The organism is Ideonella sp. FW305-24 (assembly GCF_058788035.1).
Window position 1 is genome coordinate 98,256 of record NZ_JBYTAI010000010.1, and the last position, 17,896, is coordinate 116,151.

The 17,896-nt window shown below is 68.8% G+C and carries 18 protein-coding genes; 6 read left to right on the forward strand and 12 right to left on the reverse strand.

Annotation, left to right across the window (positions count from 1 at the left end; genetic code table 11):
* Nucleotides 1–120: 120 nt before the first annotated feature.
* The 4 genes from AC3WR5_RS23680 to AC3WR5_RS23695 are packed head-to-tail and all read right to left on the reverse strand — an operon-like array spanning nt 121 to nt 1,657.
* On the reverse strand, nt 121–354 hold the full coding sequence (locus tag AC3WR5_RS23680; RefSeq protein ID WP_231011501.1) for a hypothetical protein: 234 nt from the start codon (nt 352–354) through the stop codon (nt 121–123).
* 23 nt (nt 355–377) lie between these two features.
* The gene (locus AC3WR5_RS23685; RefSeq protein ID WP_492487599.1) at nt 378–833 is read right to left on the reverse strand and encodes a bactofilin family protein; all 456 of its coding nucleotides are present in this window, start codon (nt 831–833) and stop codon (nt 378–380) included.
* Nucleotides 834–866: 33 nt separating this feature from the next.
* Entirely contained in the window at nt 867–1,319 is a 453-nt protein-coding gene (locus AC3WR5_RS23690) for a bactofilin family protein (protein WP_141290592.1), read from the reverse strand.
* A 5-nt stretch (nt 1,320–1,324) separates the two neighbouring features.
* Nucleotides 1,325–1,657 carry a hypothetical protein gene (locus tag AC3WR5_RS23695; protein WP_492487601.1) on the reverse strand — a complete coding sequence of 111 codons (333 nt, stop codon included), beginning with the start codon at nt 1,655–1,657 and terminating at the stop codon, nt 1,325–1,327.
* A gap of 137 nt (nt 1,658–1,794) precedes the next feature.
* On the opposite strand from AC3WR5_RS23695, the gene AC3WR5_RS23700 reads away from it, so the two are divergent.
* The 4 genes from AC3WR5_RS23700 to AC3WR5_RS23715 all read left to right on the forward strand — a co-directional run bounded on the left by AC3WR5_RS23700 (nt 1,795) and on the right by AC3WR5_RS23715 (nt 5,952).
* Nucleotides 1,795–3,792 (forward strand): arylsulfatase, encoded by a 1,998-nt coding sequence (locus tag AC3WR5_RS23700; RefSeq protein ID WP_492487603.1) that lies wholly within the window; start codon nt 1,795–1,797, stop codon nt 3,790–3,792.
* 67 nt (nt 3,793–3,859) lie between these two features.
* Nucleotides 3,860–4,927: a formylglycine-generating enzyme family protein gene (locus AC3WR5_RS23705; RefSeq protein ID WP_492487759.1), complete on the forward strand. Its 1,068-nt coding sequence runs from the start codon at nt 3,860–3,862 to the stop codon at nt 4,925–4,927.
* The gene (locus tag AC3WR5_RS23710) at nt 4,924–5,700 is read left to right on the forward strand and encodes a MetQ/NlpA family ABC transporter substrate-binding protein (protein WP_492487605.1); all 777 of its coding nucleotides are present in this window, start codon (nt 4,924–4,926) and stop codon (nt 5,698–5,700) included. Before AC3WR5_RS23705 ends, AC3WR5_RS23710 begins: the two co-directional genes overlap by 4 nt.
* Nucleotides 5,701–5,718: 18 nt before the next feature.
* Nucleotides 5,719–5,952, forward strand: a complete 234-nt coding sequence (locus AC3WR5_RS23715) for a hypothetical protein (RefSeq protein ID WP_492487607.1) — start codon at nt 5,719–5,721, stop codon at nt 5,950–5,952.
* Here the strand turns inward: AC3WR5_RS23715 and AC3WR5_RS23720 are convergent.
* The 5 genes from AC3WR5_RS23720 to AC3WR5_RS23740 form a co-directional block, all read right to left on the reverse strand.
* Nucleotides 5,945–6,211: a hypothetical protein gene (locus tag AC3WR5_RS23720; RefSeq protein WP_492487608.1), complete on the reverse strand. Its 267-nt coding sequence runs from the start codon at nt 6,209–6,211 to the stop codon at nt 5,945–5,947. The two genes, AC3WR5_RS23715 and AC3WR5_RS23720, sit on opposite strands and share 8 nt — an antisense overlap.
* A 163-nt stretch (nt 6,212–6,374) precedes the next feature.
* Nucleotides 6,375–7,508 carry an acyl-CoA dehydrogenase family protein gene (locus AC3WR5_RS23725; RefSeq protein ID WP_492487610.1) on the reverse strand — a complete coding sequence of 378 codons (1,134 nt, stop codon included), beginning with the start codon at nt 7,506–7,508 and terminating at the stop codon, nt 6,375–6,377.
* 9 nt (nt 7,509–7,517) lie between these two features.
* Entirely contained in the window at nt 7,518–8,720 is a 1,203-nt protein-coding gene (locus AC3WR5_RS23730; RefSeq protein WP_492487612.1) for an acyl-CoA dehydrogenase family protein, read from the reverse strand.
* 216 nt (nt 8,721–8,936) lie between these two features.
* Complete coding sequence (locus AC3WR5_RS23735; RefSeq protein WP_492487614.1) at nt 8,937–9,161, reverse strand: hypothetical protein; 225 nt, start codon at nt 9,159–9,161, stop codon at nt 8,937–8,939.
* A gap of 69 nt (nt 9,162–9,230) precedes the next feature.
* Entirely contained in the window at nt 9,231–9,725 is a 495-nt protein-coding gene (locus tag AC3WR5_RS23740; RefSeq protein WP_492487616.1) for a YajQ family cyclic di-GMP-binding protein, read from the reverse strand.
* An 80-nt stretch (nt 9,726–9,805) separates the two neighbouring features.
* Here AC3WR5_RS23740 and murB point away from each other — a divergent pair, with 80 nt between their 5' ends.
* Nucleotides 9,806–10,822, forward strand: a complete 1,017-nt coding sequence (gene murB, locus AC3WR5_RS23745) for a UDP-N-acetylmuramate dehydrogenase (protein WP_141286743.1) — start codon at nt 9,806–9,808, stop codon at nt 10,820–10,822.
* A 1-nt stretch (nt 10,823) separates the two neighbouring features.
* On the opposite strand, the gene AC3WR5_RS23750 is transcribed toward murB, so the two are convergent.
* The gene (locus AC3WR5_RS23750; protein ID WP_492487618.1) at nt 10,824–13,214 is read right to left on the reverse strand and encodes a response regulator; all 2,391 of its coding nucleotides are present in this window, start codon (nt 13,212–13,214) and stop codon (nt 10,824–10,826) included.
* Between the two features lie 15 nt (nt 13,215–13,229).
* On the reverse strand, nt 13,230–13,814 hold the full coding sequence (locus AC3WR5_RS23755) for a 3'-5' exonuclease (protein WP_231012747.1): 585 nt from the start codon (nt 13,812–13,814) through the stop codon (nt 13,230–13,232).
* Between the two features lie 269 nt (nt 13,815–14,083).
* Between AC3WR5_RS23755 and AC3WR5_RS23760 the strand changes: the two genes are divergently transcribed.
* Nucleotides 14,084–15,829, forward strand: a complete 1,746-nt coding sequence (locus AC3WR5_RS23760) for a long-chain fatty acid--CoA ligase (protein ID WP_492487620.1) — start codon at nt 14,084–14,086, stop codon at nt 15,827–15,829.
* Nucleotides 15,830–15,835: 6 nt separating this feature from the next.
* Here AC3WR5_RS23760 and AC3WR5_RS23765 read toward each other — a convergent pair whose 3' ends face one another.
* On the reverse strand, nt 15,836–17,890 hold the full coding sequence (locus AC3WR5_RS23765) for a sensor domain-containing diguanylate cyclase (RefSeq protein ID WP_492487621.1): 2,055 nt from the start codon (nt 17,888–17,890) through the stop codon (nt 15,836–15,838).
* Nucleotides 17,891–17,896 lie beyond the last annotated feature (6 nt).

Genomic DNA, 17,896 nt, shown 5'->3' on the forward strand with positions numbered 1-17,896 from the left:
CTTCTGCAAAGGTCGGGGATTCTGGCCAAGGGCATTGTGCCCGCGGGGCTGGTAGAGGCTGCGTCCAAACGAAACCTGCGGGGCGTGCAACGCACGCCAGAGGTGGGAAGGCCTGCTCGATCAAGGCCAGTGCACCCCGTTCTTCCACCACAGCGTCAGCAGCACCGCAGCCGGCACGAAGCCCCACAGCAGCGCGCGGCGCAGCACGAATGCGGCCCAGCGCCAGGCAATGCGACGGCGTGCGATGGGCGCGGCGCGCTGCGAGGCGCGGGCCAGCGCGGCGCGGCGCAGCGCTTCGGGCGAGCGCAGCGCGGCCGGCGGGCCGGACTCGCCGCTGGGCGTCGGGTTGGACATGATGGGCGATGGTGCTCAGCGGCTCACGGCAGGTCGACCAGGCGTTCGACACGTGCATTCAGCTCCGCGCCATTGACCTGCAGCTGACCGTAGCGCACCTGGCCGCTGACGACCGCGCTGGCGTGCAGCGTGACGCGTCCACTGGCCTGCAGCAGGCCGTCTGCATGGCCCAGCACCGACAGGCTGCGCGCCTGCAACTCGCCCTGCAGCCGGCCGCTCTCGGTGATGATGACGTGGCCTTCGCCCTGCGCCGGCGTGGCGTCCAGCCGGCCGCGCCAGACGCCCGCCACCGTCAACGAGCCGGCGATGCGGGCCTGGCCCTCGAACTCCCAGTCGGCGCCCAGCAGCGAGTGCTGGCCGGTTGGTCGGCTGTCGGGTGCCGGGTGCAGCACCTGGGCCGCGCTCAGCGTGGGCAGCGCGCGCATGTCGGGCAGCGCAGGCCCAAGCGGGATGCGCGGCAGGGAGTCAGAGTCGCTCATGCTGGAAGTACTGGTGAAATTGAAGAGCAGCGCTCAGGCCGTGGTGTCGAGCACCGGCAGCGAGCGTTCGTGCTTGAGGGTGCGGAACGGGCCTTGCAGCACGCCGCCGTCGTAGAGTCGCAGCCGCGAGGCGCTGAGCGAGCCGGTGCAGATGCCGGTGCTGGCCACGTGCACCGTGCCCTGGCATTCGACCTGGGTGGTTGCGTCCGCCTCGTCGGCCACGCCGCCCAGGTGGCCCAGCACGTACAGGTCGCCGAGCACGCGGAACTTGCCCTGCAGTTGCCCGGTGTGCCAGATCACCAGCTTGCCGGCGATCTCGCCGCTGCCGCGCAGCGTGCCTTGCAGCAGCAGCCCGCCCTTGAACAGCAGCTCGCCGTTGAGCATCGTGCCTTCGGCCACGCGGTTGATGATGTTCATGGCCACCGGGTCAATGACCAGGCTGTCGTGGCCGCTGGGGAAACTGCTTTCCTGGAAGACGCTTGTCATGCTGTTCAGCTTTTCATCCACCAGATGCAGGCTCCGGCGACCGTGCCGCCAACGAGCAAGCTCCAGGCCACCAGCCCGGCGACCAGGACCTTGCGCCGCAGCGCGATCAAGCCAGGCAGCGCCAACGGCTGGCCAGCCACTGCGCGTGTCGGGTCGCGGCTCAGCAGCGTGCGCCCGGCCAGGCCGATCAAGCGCGCCTTTTCGCCCAGGGCGCCAATGCGCACACCACGGTCCGAGACCTGGCGCACCGACGCGCTGCGCCCCATGTCCACCAGCACGGGCAGGCCGACGATGTGCTCGGTGAAGAAGCGGTCGAAGTCGGCATCGGGCAAGGACATGGGCGCGATTATCGCCAAGCCGGTGCCGCCAAATTCAATCAACGCACTTCGCATTTGCTTGCGCAGATTCATTCGTTCCGCATCTGCATGTCGCTCGCGAGACTCGCCTTCCCACAAACAATCCAAGGGTCAGTGCAGTGCGGAAGTCAAAAGCAGTCCGGGGAGCCCATCGCCGGTCGATGATCGGCTTGGCCATGGTCGGGGTTCTGGGCGCACTGGCCATCCTGCCAGGCTGCAACGACGATGACGACAACAGCGAGACGCTGAGCCTGCCCAAGCAGCCCAACGTCGTCTTCATCATGGCCGACGACCTGGGTTACTCCGACGTGCACGCCTTCGGCGGCGAGATCGAGACGCCCAACCTCGACGCACTGGCCGCCAGCGGCCGCCTGCTGACCAACCACCACACCGGCACCGTCTGCGCGATCACCCGCTCGATGCTGATCTCCGGCACCGACCACCACCTCGTTGGCGAAGGCACGATGGGCGCGCCCAGCGACGAGCGCAAGGGCCTGCCCGGCTACGAGGGCTACCTGAACGACCGCGCGCTGTCGGTCGCGCAGTTGCTGAAGGATGCGGGTTATCACACCTACATGGCCGGCAAGTGGCACCTGGGCTCCAACGTGGCCAATGTGGACGCGCCGGTCGCCCTGGGCACCATCGGCCAGACGCCGGACCAATGGGGCTTCGAGAGCAGCTACGCCTTGCTGGGCGGCGCGGCCAACAACCACTTCGGCCATGAAGCGGCCGGCTCGAAGAACTACACCGAGAACGGCGCCTATGTGCAGCCCGGGCAACCTGGGCAGCCGGGCGGCACCGGCGGCTCGCCCGAGGTCTTCTACTCGACGGACTTCTACACCCAGCGCCTGATCGGCTACATCGACGCCCACAAGGACGACGGCAAGCCCTTCTTCGCCTACGCGGCCTACACCGCGCCGCACTGGCCGCTGCAGGTGCCCGAGCCCTACCTCAGCAAGTACAAAGGCAAGTACGACGCCGGTTACGAAGCAGTGCGTGCCGCCCGCATCCAGCGCCAGAAGGACCTGGGCCTGATCCCCAAGGACTTCACGCCGTTTGCCGGCGAGCCGGAGACGCTCACGGTCTCCGCGCCCACCGCCAACAACGGCACGGCCAGCGCCAGGTACATCAGCGCGGTGCACAGCGTGGCCGACGGCTACACCGACTACGGCCAGGGCCACTACAACAAGAAGTGGAGCAGCCTGAGCGACCTGGAGAAGAAGGCCCAGGCGCGCTACATGGAAATCTACGCCGGCATGGTCGACAACCTCGACCACAACATCGGCCTGCTGGTCCAGCACCTGAAGGACATCGGCCAGTACGACAACACCGTCATCATCTTCCAGTCGGACAACGGCGCCGAAGGCTGGCCCATCGGCACCAACGCCGGCGGCGGCTTCCCGGCCAACGCGGCCAGCCTGGACCCCAAACCGGTCGACGAGGCCAACGCGGTCGAGCCTGTCTATTCGACGCTGGGCACCGACAACGGCCTGGCCGCTGCCAAGCGCCTGCAATACGGCCAGCGCTGGGCCGAGGTCAGCGCCACGCCGTTCCGCCAGACCAAGGGCTACATGGGCGAAGGCGGTGTCGGCACGCCGCTGATCGTGCACCTGCCTGGCCAGAAGAAGGCCGCGGCCAACAGCACTGTCTTCACCCACGTGACCGACATCACCGCGACCATCCTGGCCGCCGCCGGTGTCACGCCGCCCAGCACGCCCGCGCCGGCCGCGATCAACGTGCTGACCGGTGTGGACGCCAACAAGGGCAAGGTCGTCTACGACAACCGCTATGTCTACCCGGTGAGCGGCAAGTCGCTGGTTGACGTGCTGCTGGGCAAGAGCACGGCCTCGGTGCGCACCGATGCTTTCGGCGACGAGTCCTACGGCCGCGCCTACCTGACCAGCGCCGACGGCAAGTGGAAGGCCTTGTGGACCGAGCCACCGTTCGGCCCGCTGGACGGCCACTGGGAGCTGTACGACCTGAGCGCCGACCGCGGCGAGAACAAGGACCTTTCGGTCACCAACCCGGCGCAGCTGGACCAGCTGATCCAGCAATGGAGCAGCTACATGGGCAACGTTGGCGGCGTGGAACCGCTGCGCCCCGCCGGCTATTACTGAGCAGGGCAGCCAGATGTTGTGGCGACAGGCCGGCGCCAGGCGCGCTGGCGCCGGCTTGGTGCTGGTGATGGCGGGCCTGCTGGCCTGGTACACGGCGGCGGCGCACAAGGCGCCGCTGGACAGCGCGCGCACCGTGCCGCTGCCGCTGTTGGGCAGCGAACAGGCTTGCGAGGCCTACGCCGGCCTGCCGCCTGCCTGGCGCCAGGACGCGCACGCCGGCATGGTGGCCCTGCCCGCGGGCCGCTTCCAGTTCGGCAGCACCAAGGGCTACCCCGACGAGCGGCCGGCTTCGGCTGCGCCGGTGCGCATGGCCGGTTTCTGGATCGATCAGACCGAGGTGACCGTGGCCCAGTTCGCCACGTTTGTCGCGGCGACCGGCTATGTCACCGAGGCCGAACGCCAGGGCGGCGGCGTGGTGTTTTCGGTGCCCACGCCCGAGCAGTTGCAGCAACGGCCGCTGGCCTGGTGGCAATTCGTCGCCGGTGCGGACTGGCGCCATCCCGGCGGCCCTGGCAGCGACCAGGCCGGCCGCGACGCGTTGCCGGTCAGCTTCGTGACCCAGGCCGACGCTTTGGCCTATGCCCGCTGGCTGGGCCGTGACCTGCCGACCGAGGCCGAGTGGGAATACGCCGCCAAGGCCGGCCAGCAAGGCGACACGCTGGACGACGCGCCGCGCGACGTGACGGGCAAGCCGACCGCCAACTACTGGCAAGGCAGCTTCCCCATCCTGAACCTGCACGAGGACGGCCACGAAGGCCTGGCCCCGGTCGGCTGCTACCCGGCCAACGCCTGGGGCCTGCACGACACCATCGGCAACGTCTGGGAATGGACACGCGATGCCTACAGCGGGCCGCACCAGCCGCACATGAACGGTGACACCGCGGCGGTGGCAGGCGCTCAGCACGCGCCTTCCCAAGTTGCCGCCGGGCCGTCCCAAGCCAACTTGACCCCCTCGGGGGGCGGGTCGGCCAATGGCCGGCCCTCGGGGCCAACGATCTCGATGGTGATCAAGGGTGGCTCCTTTCTCTGCGCGCCGGATTACTGCGTGCGCTACCGGGCTTCGGCGCGTGAGTCGCAAGAGGCGGATCTGGCAACAGCGCACATCGGCTTTCGCACTGTGCTGCGCACGCCATGAACTTCGAGCGACGTTGGATGCTGGGTGCAGGCCTGGCTGCTGTGGCCGGCGCGGGCTGGTCCTCCTCGCCGCTGCGCATCGGCACCGTGCCCGGTCCTCAGGCCGAAGTGCTGGGCCTCGTGCGCGACCTCGCCCCGCAAGGCCTGCAGCTGCAGCTGGACGTGCGCGAACACGGCCGCGCGCTGAATGCCGACCTGGCACGCGGCGCGCTGGACGCCGTCAGCTTCGAAGACGGCGTGGCCTTTGCCGCCGACCCGCTGCGCGCTCAGCTGGCCAGCGTGTCCGCCACGCTGACGCTGCCGATGGCCCTCTACTCGCGCCGCTTGCGCAGCCTGCGCCAGCTGGCCCAGGGCGACACGCTGGTGCTGCCACGCGATCAGGCCGGCCTCAGCCGAGGCTTGCTGCTGCTGCACAACCACGGCGTGATCACGCTGTGCGATGACAGCGGGCTGCACGCCAAGCTGGCTGACGTGGTCGTCAACCGGCTGGCATTGCGGCTGCAGACACAGCCTGCCGCGAAGCTGTTTGCGGCGCTGGATCGGGCGGCGCTGGTGGTCATCGGCGCCGAAGACGCGATGACCGCCGGGCTGCAGCCGGCCCGCGACAGCCTGGGCCTGGAAGACGCCCGCAGCCCCTATGCCGGCGTGCTCGCGGTGCGCCGGCAGGACAAGGATTCACCGTGGGTGGCGCAACTGGTCGCGGCCTATCACGCCGAACCGGTCAAGGCCTTCTTGCTGAGCCGCTACCAAGGCTCGGTGCGTCGCCCCTGGTGATCCGCGGTTGAGCCCACGATGACCCGCGTCGCGTTCCACTGCAGCGCCTGCGGCAAGTGCTGCAACACGCCGCCGGCGATGACGGTGCCGGAGTTGCTGGCGCACGAGGACTTGTTCATCGGCGCGCTGGCGCTGCACCCGGTGCGGCGCGTGCGCGCGGGTGACGCGCTGCCGGCCGGGCAGGCCCGCCACCGGGTTGATGCGGCAGATGCCGCGGGCACGGGCGAAAGCGAAGCGGTCAAGCTCAGTTGACCGGGGTCAGCAGGTAGTACTTGAGGTCGGAGCCCTGCACCAGGATCTTGCCGCTGCTGGTGATCTTGTTGGCGCTGTAGACGTGCAGGCCATTGGGCAGCGTGACCACATCGTCCAGGTCCTTGAATTGGGTGCCGTCGCTCATGATCATGAAGCCGCCGGTCTTGCCTGCGCCGGTGAACTGGCCCACGACCCAACCTGCGTCGTTGATATCCAGCGCCCGGCCTGTGAAGGCTTGCGGAATGCCGAGATCTTGCATGGCTGTGCCTGGGGCGCGTTCGATGGTAGTGGTTGTTACCCTGGCGAACATCCCATGTTTCAATGACTGTCTGGCCTGGCCTGGCCTGGCCTGGCCTGAGGGCTGCAGCCATGAAAAAAGCCGCGTCGGGCAACGCGGCTTGTGGCGGAGGTCAGTGCGCAGGTCAGGCGAAGACGCCAGCGGTGTCCTGCATGCGATCCGAGACTTCGCCCAGGTGATGCAGCGTGTCGCCAAACTGCATCTCCATCATCGTCAGCCGCTTGAAGTAGTGGCTGGCCAGGTATTCGTCGGTCACGCCAATGCCGCCGTGCAGCTGGATGCACTGCTGGCCGACAAAGCGGGCCGACTGGTTCAGCTGTACCTTGGCCTGGCTGAGCGCGCGGCGGCGGGCCGGGGCCGCTTCGCCCAGCTTCAGCGTGGCGTAGTAGCTCATCGAGCGGGCCAGTTCGAGCTGCATCTTGACGTCGGCAATGCGGTGGCGCAGCGCCTGGAAGTGCGCCAGCGTCACGCCGAACTGCTTGCGCGTGTTCATGTAGTCGACGGTGATGGCGGTCAGCTTGTCCATCAGGCCGACGCCTTCGGCGCACAGCGCGGCAATGCCGATGTCCACCGACTGTTCGAGCGCGCCGTAGCCTTTCTCGACCACCAGCGCGGCCGGGGCTTGCGCCAGCGTCAGCTCGGCGGCGCGCGCGCCGTCCTGCGTCGGGTAGCCCTCGACGGTGACGCCCGTGGCGCCGCGCACGACCAGGAATAGCGCGATGCCGGCCTCGCTGTCCACGTCGCCGGAAATGCGGGCTGGCACGATGAAGGCATCGGCCTCGTCGCCGGCCGGCACCACGCTTTTCACGCCATCCAGCGTCCAGCCCTTCGCCGTCTGCTGCGCTCGGGTCGTGACATGGCGCAGCTTGTAGCGTGCGCCGGCCTCCTGGTGTGCCAACACGACCAACGCTTCGGCGCTGGCCATCTTCGGCAGCCACTCAGCCTGCAGCGCCTCGGGCGCGTCGGCCAGCAGGGCCGGGGCGATCAGCGCGCCCTGGGCAATGGGTGCGTTGACCAGGCCGCGGCCCAGTTCTTCCATCACCACCATCGCCTCGACCTGGCCGAAGCCCAGGCCGCCATGGGCCTCGGGAATGGTGAGGCCGGCCAGGCCCAGTTCGGCCAGCTCGGCATAGACGGCGCGCGTGGCGCCACCAGCCTTGGCCAACTGGTGCCGGCGCTCGAAGGCAAAACCCTTGTCGACCCAGCGGGCCACTGCGTCGCGCAGCGAGACCTGGTCGTCGGAGAAATCGAAGTCCATGTTGTTTCCTCAGGCGCCCAGCACGGTCTGGCTGACGATGTTGCGCTGCACTTCGTTGCTGCCGCCGTAGATGGTCGTCTTGCGCAGGTTGAAATAGGTACTTGAAAGCGGCGCGCATTCGCCGGCGTTGCCCGGCCACAGCCCGCCCAGCGCCTGGTCGCCCTGCCAGCCGGCTTCCATGGCCTCATGGATGAACGGCACGCTCAGCGGGCCGCCTGCCAGCATCATCAGCTCGGCATAACGTTGCTGAATCTCGCTGCCGCGGATCTTCAGCAGGCCGGCCACGTCCAGGCTTTGCTTGCCGCTCTTTTCGGCCGACAGCACGCGCAGCACCATCATCTCCAGTGCCACGATGTCGATTTCCAGCAGCGCGATCTGGTCGCGGAAGCGGGTGTCGTCATAGACGCCCTGCGACCTGGCAATGCGCTTGAGCCGCTCCAGCTCGCGCTTGGCGCGGTTCACATCGGCGATGTTGGTGCGCTCGTGGGCGAGCAGGTGCTTGGCATAGGTCCAGCCCTTGTTCTCCTCGCCGATCAGGTTCTCGGCCGGCACCTCGACGTTGTCGAAGAAGACCTCGTTCACCTCGTGCTCGCCGTCCAGCATGATGATGGGCCGCACGGTCACCCCGGGGCTTTTCATGTCCACCAGCAGGAAGCTGATGCCGGTCTGCGGCTTGCCTTCGGTACTGGTGCGCACGAGGCAGAAGATCCAGTCGCCGAACTGGCCCAGCGTGGTCCAGGTCTTCTGGCCGTTGACGATGTACTTGTCGCCTTGCCGTTCGGCGCGGGTCTTCAGCGAAGCCAGGTCCGAACCCGAGCCAGGCTCGCTGTAGCCCTGGCTCCACCAGACCTCGCCCGAGGCAATGCCTGGCAGGAAGCGCTTCTGCTGCTCGGCACTGCCGAAGGCCATGATGACCGGAGCCACCATCACCGGGCCAAACGGGATGATGCGCGGCGCGCCGGCCAGCGCGCACTCTTCTTCGAACAGGTGCTTCTGCACCGCGTTCCAGCCTGGTCCCCCAAATTGCTTAGGCCAGCCGTAGCCCAGCCAGCCCTGCGCGCCCAGGATCTTTGCCCAGCGCTGCAGGTCATCGCGGCTCAGGCGCTGGGCCTGGTGCACCTTGCTGCTGATCTCCTTGGGCAGGTGCTCGGCCACCCAGTCGTGGATCTGCTGGCGGAAAGCCAGTTCGTCCGGCGTGAAATTGAGGTCCATGAGGCTTGTCTCCGATCTCTCCGATTTTTAGCACGACCGTTCGCCTTTATCCTGTCCCCCCAGCGACAAGCGGGCCATGGGGTTTTCACGTGTTGGCGAGGCCCCGGTTCGGCACCGGAAGGCCGAGTTCGCGCACATGAACGATCCCGTGCTGCGAAGTGTCCACTGATTGCCCTCCGGCACCGGTTGCTGCCAGTGGCTGCTTGCTGCCCCGGTCTACCTTCTCATTTCCTTCATCGCCTGTTCGGTGGTGCGATCCGACAGGCGCTGTGCCTTGGCGAAATGTGCGGCGCAGAACCATTCAAGTCCGTGTGGATGGCCTGCCATGCCGGGAGGCAGCGGGACGCGGTCGGCAAATTGCACGAGGCCGTCCTTGGGGCCATCGGTCGCAGGTTGGGCGCTCAGCGGCTTGTGGCAGAAATGGCAGCAAGGCGGCTTCATCGACAGGATCCGGTCGTGCGTGCGTTCTGATTTGTACGACGTTGGGATTCTGCGGCCGGCCTGCGAGCGTCAATCCCGGAAGTTCTTGTGCGTCAGCGGCTGCTCGGGAAACTCTTTCTTGAGCAGTGCGATGGCCTGTTGCAGGTCGTCGCGGTTCTTGCCGGTGATGCGCACTTCGTTGCCCTGGATGCTGGCCTGGACCTTGAGCTTGCTGTTCTTGATCGCGCCGGTGATCTTCTTGGCCAGCTCGGACTCGATGCCGTCCTTGATCTTGTCGACGCGGCGCAGCTTGTCACCGCCCAGCTTTTCCAGCTTCTCGCCCTTGTCGATGAAGTTGATCGTCACGCCTTGCTTGGTCAGCTTGCTGACGAGCACCTCGTTGATCTGGTCGATCTGGAAGTCGCTGTTGCCGACCAGGTGGATCTCCTTTTCCTTCTCCTTGAGCTCGACGCTGGCACTGGTGCCCTTGAAATCGAAGCGGGTGCCGATTTCCTTGATGGCGGTGCTGACGCCGTTGTTGATCTTGACCATGTCGGGTTCGAGGGCGACGTCAAAGCTGGGCATGGCAGGAAACTTTCGGAAATAGCAGGCGCTGTTTGGCCTGCAAGGGCAAAGGAGAACGGGGAATAGCAGAAAATTCTGCCATGCAAATCGAAGCGGGCGTGAGCCTGAAGTCCTATAACACCTTTGGCCTGCCTGCGGTGGCCGGCCGGCTGGTGCGCATCACCGCAGACGCCGACGTGCGGCGGCTGCTGGAGCTGCCCGGCCTGGGCGGCGCGCCCAAGTTCGTGCTGGGCGGCGGCAGCAACGTGATCCTGACCCGGGACATGCCCGAGCTGGTGCTGAAGGTCGAGGTCAAGGGCATGCGCGTGGCGAGCGAAACGGCGGACGCCTTCATCGTCGAAGCCGGCGGCGGCGAGTCCTGGCACGACCTGGTCGCCTGGACTCTGGACCACGGCCTGCCGGGCCTGGAGAACATGGCGCTGATCCCCGGCACCGTGGGCGCGGCACCGGTGCAGAACATTGGCGCCTACGGGCTGGAGCTGCAGGACCGCTTCGACTCGCTGGACGCAGTGGACCTGGTGACCGGCCGCAGCGTGCGGCTGGACGCTTCGCAGTGCAAGTTCGGCTACCGCGACAGCATCTTCAAGCAGGCCCTGGCCGGCAAGAGCCTGATCACCCGGGTGCGCTTTCGCCTGCCCAGGCACTGGCAGCCGGTGCTGGGCTACCTGGACCTGGAGCGCAAGATGGCCGAGACCGGCAACCACGCGCCCGATGCCCGCACCCTCTTCGACTGGGTCTGCGCGATCCGCCGCGCCAAGCTGCCGGACCCGGCGGTGATCGGCAACGTGGGCAGCTTCTTCAAGAACCCGCTGGTCACGGCCGAGCAGTGCCGCGACATCATCGCCCGCGACCCGCACGTGGTGCACTACCCGATGGACGGCGGCGGCTTCAAGCTGGCGGCAGGCTGGCTGATCGACGCCTGCGGCTGGAAGGGCAAGACGGTGGGCCATGCGGGGGTCTACGAGAAGCAGGCCCTGGTGTTGGTGAACCGCGGCGGCGCCATCGGCTCCGAGGTGCAGACGCTGGCGCGGGCCATTCAAGAGAGCGTCTACGGCCGCTTCGGCATCCGGCTGGAGATTGAGCCGGTGGTGGTCTAACTCACAGAAAGCCCAGGCACTCGCACAGCGCCTGGCAGCGCGCCCAGCGCTCGCTCAAGCGTTCGGCCATGCGCTCGGCCTGGTCCGGCTGCTCGGCCAGCGCGTCGGCCTGGTGTTCGATCTCACGGGCCAGTTCGGCAACGCCGGCCTGGCCGACCAGTTCGGCAGCACCCTTGATCGCGTGGGCATGCTGGCGGATGCGGGCCGGCGCTTGCTCGCCCAGTGCGTCGCACAGCGCGGGCAGGGTGCCGCCGCTGTCGGCGAAGAAGTCGCGCAGCAGCGGGCGCAGGCCGTCGGCCGTCAGCAGCACGCACAGCTCGCCCAGCGTGGACAGGTTCAGGTGGCGGGCCATGTCGCCAGGACGGGGGCGGACCTTGGCCGCGGGGCGCTGCACTGGGGCTTCCTTCGTTGCGGCAAGCGGCGTGTGTGATGCTGCGTCGGTAGCTGCTTCAGTGGCGGCGTCCGGGAGTGTCACAGGCGCGGTGTCGGTGGCTCTTGTGTCTGCATGCGCCGCGCCGCGGGCCAGCGCAGCCTCGGCCATGGCTGCGTCGCGCGAGGCGGGCACGCGGCCCAGCAGCTGCTCCAGCGCGTCCCAGTGGAAGGGCTTGCTCAGGAAGCCGTTCATGCCGGCGGCCAGGGCCTGGGCACGGGTGTTCTCGAAGGCGTCCGCACTGACGGCGATGACCCGCACCCGGCCCAGCGGCGGCGCGCGGCGGCGCAGCTGGCGGGTGGCTTCCAGGCCGTCCATGCCGGGCATGTGCAGGTCCATCAGGATCAGGTCCGGGCAATGGCGCTCGGCCTCGCGCAGCGCTTCTTCGCCATTGCGCGCAAAACGCACCTGGTGGCCCAGGCGCGACAGCAGCGTGCCGACCACCATGCGGTTGGTCGCATGGTCCTCGGCGACCAGCACATCCAGCGCGCGGGCCGGCGGCGCGCCGCTTGCAATGCCTTCGGCCTGTGGCGGCTTGCAAGGCCGCAGCGGCAGCACCACGCTGAACTCGCTGCCCTGGCCGGGCTGGCTGCGCATGCGGATTTCGCCGTCCATCAGCCGCGCCAGGTTGCGGGTGATCTCCAGCCCCAGGCCGGCGCCGCCGTACTGGCGCGAGATGCGGTCGTCGCCCTGGCTGAAGCGCTGGAACAGCCGGCCCTGCACGACCGGCGCAATGCCCACCCCGGTGTCGATCACCTGCAGTTGCACGGGCAAGCGCTGCTGCGCGTCCAGCGCGCCGGCGGGCTGGGCGATCAGCCGGATGCGACCGTGCTCGGTGAACTTGACCGCGTTCGACAGCAGGTTGAACAGCACCTGGCGGATGCGCGTGCCGTCGCCCAGCAGCCATTCCGGCAGCTGCGGGTCGACCAGGCATTCCAGCGCCAGGCCCTTGGCGTGTGCGGCCGGGCCCATGGTGGATTCGACCTCGCGCAGCAGCGCGCCCAGGCGCAGCGGCCGCAGGTCCAGCGTCATGCGGCCGGACTCCAGGCGCGAGAGGTCCAGGATGTCGTTCAGGATGGCCAGCAGGTGCTCGGCCGAGTCGCGCGCGGTGTGCACGAAGTGGGTCTGCTCCACGTCCAGCCGGGTGTCTTCGAGCAGGCTGAGCATGCCCAGCAGGCCGTTGAATGGCGTGCGCAGCTCGTGGCTCATGTTGGCCAGGAACACGCTCTTGGCCTGGTTGGCGCTGTCGGCCGCCTCGCGGGCGCTTTTCAGCCTGTCGGCCAGATGCTCCAGCTCGGCGCCGCGCTGCTGGCTGGCGTGCCACTGGCGCAGCAGCACCGCGGCGAAGGCCAGCGTCATCAGGCTGAGCAGCGCGGTCAGGCCCACGCCGAGGTGGATCTGGCTGCGGATGCTGCTGTTGCGCCACAGCGTCTGGGCATGGCTGCGGGCATTGGCCTCGTCGGCCAGCGCATGCACAGGGGTTTGCAGCAGCGCCATCTCGTTGGCCAGGCTGTGCAGCAGCGCCGGTTCGGCCGGGCCGCTGCGCTGCAGCACCAGGTCCACCTGGCGCACCAGCGAGTTCAGCAGGCGCTGCAAGGCCTGGGGCTTGGCGCCCAGCAGCTCGGGCAGCGCACCGTCGTTGGGCTCGTTGCCGTTGCGGGCCGGCTTGAGCAGCAACTGCACCTGGTTGGCAAAGCGCTCGTGCCGCAGGCGCAGGGAGACCTGGCTGGCGGCGTCCGGGTGGGCGGCCGCGGCCTCCAGTGCGTCGCGCAGCAGCAGGGTTTCGGTTTCCAGCTCGACCAGGTGCCAGACGCGGTTGTCCTCGTTGCGCTGCATGCTGGCGCTGAACAGCACGAACTGGCGCGACTGCACCCAGGCCACCGCGGCCAGCACGGCGATCAAGCCGACGCCGATCAGCATCAGCGCATGGCGGCGCACCGAAGCGGGCAGGCGCTCAGCCATGGTTCAGCGTTGGGGTCAGGCGGCCTCTGGCGAGGGTGGCACGATGGGCGCGGCCTGCCCCTCCCGCACCCGGGCCAGCGCCAGCTGCAGCACGCGGGCGTCGGTGGAGGCTCGGTGGCGCTGCAGCTGCAGGCTGTTGCGCACCTCGGCGCATGCGCCGTCCCAGTGCGCGGCGGCCTGGTCGTCCAGCAGCTCGTGCAGGTGGCGCAGCTTGAAGCTGGGCGTGAGGCCGGCTTCGTCGAACAGGATGGCCAGCCAGGCGTAGTCGTGGGCCCAGCTGTCGCAGTAGATGGTGGCGCCACGCAGCCGACTGTTGAGCAGCTCGGCGACCTCGCGCGGCGGCTTGCCGTGCCGCGCCAGCACGTCGCGGGTGATGCCGTGCAGGTGCTCGGCTGCGCCGTCCCAGTGTTGCCAGTGCGGGGCAGGCTGCACCAGGGTGCAGACGGACTCGCCATCCGGCAGCACGAAACCGACCTCGATCGGGTAACTGCCGCGGCCGAATCCGGAGGCCTCGACGTCGATCACGCAAGGCAGCGGCACGGCGTTCACGGCCGGGCCGGCGGTGGCCGCCGGGGCGAGGATGGGGCCGGCTCTGGGCATGCTTGTCTCCAACAACACAGGACGCCTGGCAAGCCAGGTGGCGACGGGACCAACGGTGCGTGCGCCAAATCCAGTGTGCAACAAGCGTACCCGCTGCGGGGCTTTGTCGCCCTTGAGACAAGTCCTACGGGCCGACCCCGGTGGCGGCACCGCGGCAGCGCCGCTACGCTGGGCCGATCGCGGCAGCCCGTGTGCTGCGCGCGGTCTCAGCACCGCGCCACCGCTTCTTCCGCATCTTCCGCTTCTTCGACTTCCCGCATGGACACGCCATGAAGACTGCCGATTCCATCGCCATCCCCGAGGCGCAGGCCACGGCCCTGCCCGAGTTGCCGCACCTGAAGCACTGGCCGCGGCGCCTGCCCAAGTCGCTGGTGGTGCCCGAGGTCAACCTGTGGTTCAACCTGGAAGTGACCGCCGCGCGCTTCCCGAACCGGGCGGCCAACCTGTTCTTCGGCCAGGCGCTGAGCTATGGCCAGCTCAAGCAGCAGGCCGAGGCGCTGGCCGGCTGGCTGCAGGCCCAGGGCATTGGCAAGGGCGACCGCGTGGCGCTGTTCCTGCAGAACTGCCCGCAGTTCGTGATCGCCTTCTACGCGGTGATGCGCTGCGACGCGGTGGTGGTGCCGGTCAACCCGATGAACCGGGTGGAGGAGTTCGGCCACTACATCAGCGACCCGGACACCAAGGCGGTGATCTGCGGTGCCGACGGCGCGGCCATCGTCGCCGAGGCCAACGCCGCGCTGCCGCCGCAGCAGCAATTGCAGACCCTGCTGGTGACGCGTTATTCGGACATGCTGCCTGCGCAGATCCCGGCTGCGCTGGCACCGCAGCCGGCCATCGAAGCCTGGCTGCGCGCCGACCCGCCGCTGCCGGCCGGCGCCTACCGCTGGGAAGAGGCGCTGGGCGCCGGCCTGCACCCGACCGGGCCGGCCACCGCCTTGCCAGACGACCTGGCGCTGCTGCCCTACACCTCGGGCACCACCGGCCTGCCCAAGGGCTGCATGCACACGCACCGCACGCTGATGTCCAACACCTGCGGCGGCGGCATCTGGGGCTACGCCGGTGCCGAGTCGGTCAGCCTGGGCGTGGTGCCGATGTTCCACATCACCGGCATGCTCTACAACGTGCTGGCACCGGTGTATGGCGGCACCACGGTGGTCCTGCTGCCGCGCTGGGACCGCGAGCTGGCCGGCAGGCTGATCTCGCAATACAGGATCACGCACTGGACCTGCATCCCGACGATGATCATCGACCTGTTCAACAGCCCGAACCATCACCAGTTCGACCTGTCCAGCCTCGTGTATCTCTCCGGCGGCGGCGCGGCCATGCCGCAGGCGGTGGCCGAGCGGCTGCTGAAGGAATACGGCCTGACGTTCTCCGAAGGCTACGGCCTGACCGAAACCGCCGCGCCTTCGCACGGCAACCCGCCCGAGCGCTCCAAGCTGCAATGCCTGGGCATGCCGATCTTCGGCGTGGATTCGCGGGTCATCGACCCGGACACGCTGGCGCTGCTGCCGCAAGGCGAGGTCGGCGAGATCGTGACGCACGGGCCCATGGTCTTCAAGGGCTACTGGAAACACCCGGAGGCGACACGCGCGGCCTTCATCGAGCTGGGCGGCAAGCGCTTCTTCCGCACCGGCGATCTGGGACGGGTCGACGAGGACGGCTACTTCTTCATCACCGACCGGCTCAAGCGCATGATCAATGCCAGCGGCTTCAAGGTCTGGCCCTCTGAGGTGGAGCTGCTGCTGTACCGCCACCCGGCGGTGGCCGAGGCCTGCGTGATCTCGGCCAGGGACGCCTACCGTGGCGAGACGGTCAAGGCCATCATCGTGCTGCGGGCCGAGGCCAGGGGCGCGACCAGCGAGCAGGCCATCATCGACTGGGCGCACGAGCACATGGCGGCCTACAAGGCGCCGCGCGTGGTCGAGTTTGTCGACACGCTGCCCAAGAGCGGTTCGGGCAAGGTGATGTGGCGGCTGTTGCAGGAGCGCGAGGGCGAGGCGACCAAGCGCTGAGCGGCTTCAGCCCTTGCCGACGATGCGCAGCGTCGGCGGTGCCGGCAACTCGGCGACTTCGCGGTCCTGGCGGTCCTCACGCTTGCGCTCGGCCTTGTCGGCGTAGCAGGCGATGTCGGCCTGGTGCAGCCAGTCGGCGGTGTCCAGCGTGTCGCTGTCCAGCATCGCCAGGCCGAGGCTGGCGCCCACGCGCAGCTGTTGCACGCCCCAGGGCAGCACGATGCCGTCGACCGCTTCGCGGATGTGGCCGGCCACGCGTTGCGCGGCTTCGGGCGGGCAGCTGGGCAGCAGCACGCCGAATTCGTCGCCGCCCAGGCGCACCACCAGGTCGCTGCCGCGCACCTGCTGGCCGATGGCCGCGGCCACCGCCTTCAGCATTGCATCGCCAGCGGCATGTCCGGCCGTGTCGTTGATCGGCTTGAAGCGGTCCAGGTCGATCACCAGCAGCGCCGCGGCCAGGCTGGCCGGGCGCTCGGCCAGCAGCCGGTTGGCGCGCTGCAGGAAGGCGCGGCGGTTGGCCAGGCCAGTCAGCAGATCGTGGCTGGCGGACCAGGCGAGTTGCTCACGCTCGGCCACTTCGCTGGAAATGTCGGACACCGTCCAGACGGTGCCGGCGCGCAGCTGGTGCTCGTCGACCAACCGGCCGTGCAGCCGGGCCCAGAACAGGCTGCCATCGGCCCGGCGCAGCTGCCAGTCGCCCTGGTAGCGCTGGCCGTTGCGGAAGGCCGCCTCGGACTCGGCTCTGGCGCGCTGCCAGTCCGGTTCGGCGCCGAAGACGATTTCCGGCGTGCTGCCCAGCAGCGCCTCGCGCGGGCGGCCGAACAGCCGGCAGAACTCGTCGCTCACCATCTCGGCCTTGCCGTCCCGGCTCACCGCGATCCCCAGCGGCGAGGCGTTCATCACCGAGCGCAGCTTGACCAGCACCTCGCGGTTCAGGTGCTCGACCTGCTCGCGCGCCGTGCTGACCTGGCGCAGCACCTGGCTCAGCTGGCCGATCTCGCCGTTCAGCGCCGGCCAGTCGCCGGCCGCATGGTCGCCGGGCTCGAACAAGCGCAGCGCGCGGCGGCGCAGCAGCGTCAGCGGCTGCAGCAGCCAGGCCACCACCAGCAGCAGGCAGGCGCCCAGCAGCAGCACCAAGGCGCCAGCCCATTGCAGCGCTTCCCTGCGCGCCTGGTGCAGCGGCGCGAGCAAGGCTTCTTCCGGCAACAGGCGCCAGACCACCCAGTCCGGCCCGGGCACGCCGGCATTGCTGACCATCTGGCCGGCTTGCGGCAGGCTGAGCCCGCTGGGCTCGACCGGTGCGCCGCTGGCCCACCAGGCTTCCGTCGCCTCGCGCAGCCCGGGCTCCTCGCGCAGCTGGCCGAGCAGGCGGCGCGGCTCGGGGTGGGCGAGGATGCGGCCGTTGGCATCGGTGACGATCACGGTGGCACCGGTGTCGCCTGCGTTGCCGTTGGTGCTTTCGACCAGGTCCGACAGCAGCTCGCGGCTGGCCAGCTTCATCGCGCCGCCGATCACGCCATGCACCCGGCCGCTGCCGATGTCGGTCAACGGATGCACCAGCGCCACGACGGGCTGGCCCAGCACGCGGTCGGGCAGCGGCTCGGAGATGGCGGGCCTGGCCTGGGTGATGGCGGTCTGGAAATAGTCGCGGTCGCCGATCCACACCTGCGGATGGCGCAGGCCCTGGCTGTCGGCAACCAGCAGCACCTTGCCATTGGCATCGGCCACGAACACATAGCTGAACAGCTCGCGCAGTGCGGGCGTGGCATGGAGGGCGCTGGCCAGCCGCTGCGGATCGGCCAGCGTGGCCTCGTCCAGCAGGCTGGCGCTGGCGCGCAGTGCACGCTGCAATTCCACGCAACGGCGCGACAGCACCGCGGCGCTGCGCACCACGCCGTCCAGCTCGCGCTGGCGTTGCATCTGCAGCAGGTCGCGCTCGGCGTGCTGGGTCAGCTGCACCGTGATCAAGCCAATGCCCAGCGCCAGCACCAGCACGGCGATGGCCGTGAGGCGGAACTTCAGCGAGGCGAACAGCGTGGACAGGCAGGCGGGCACGGACATGTTGTC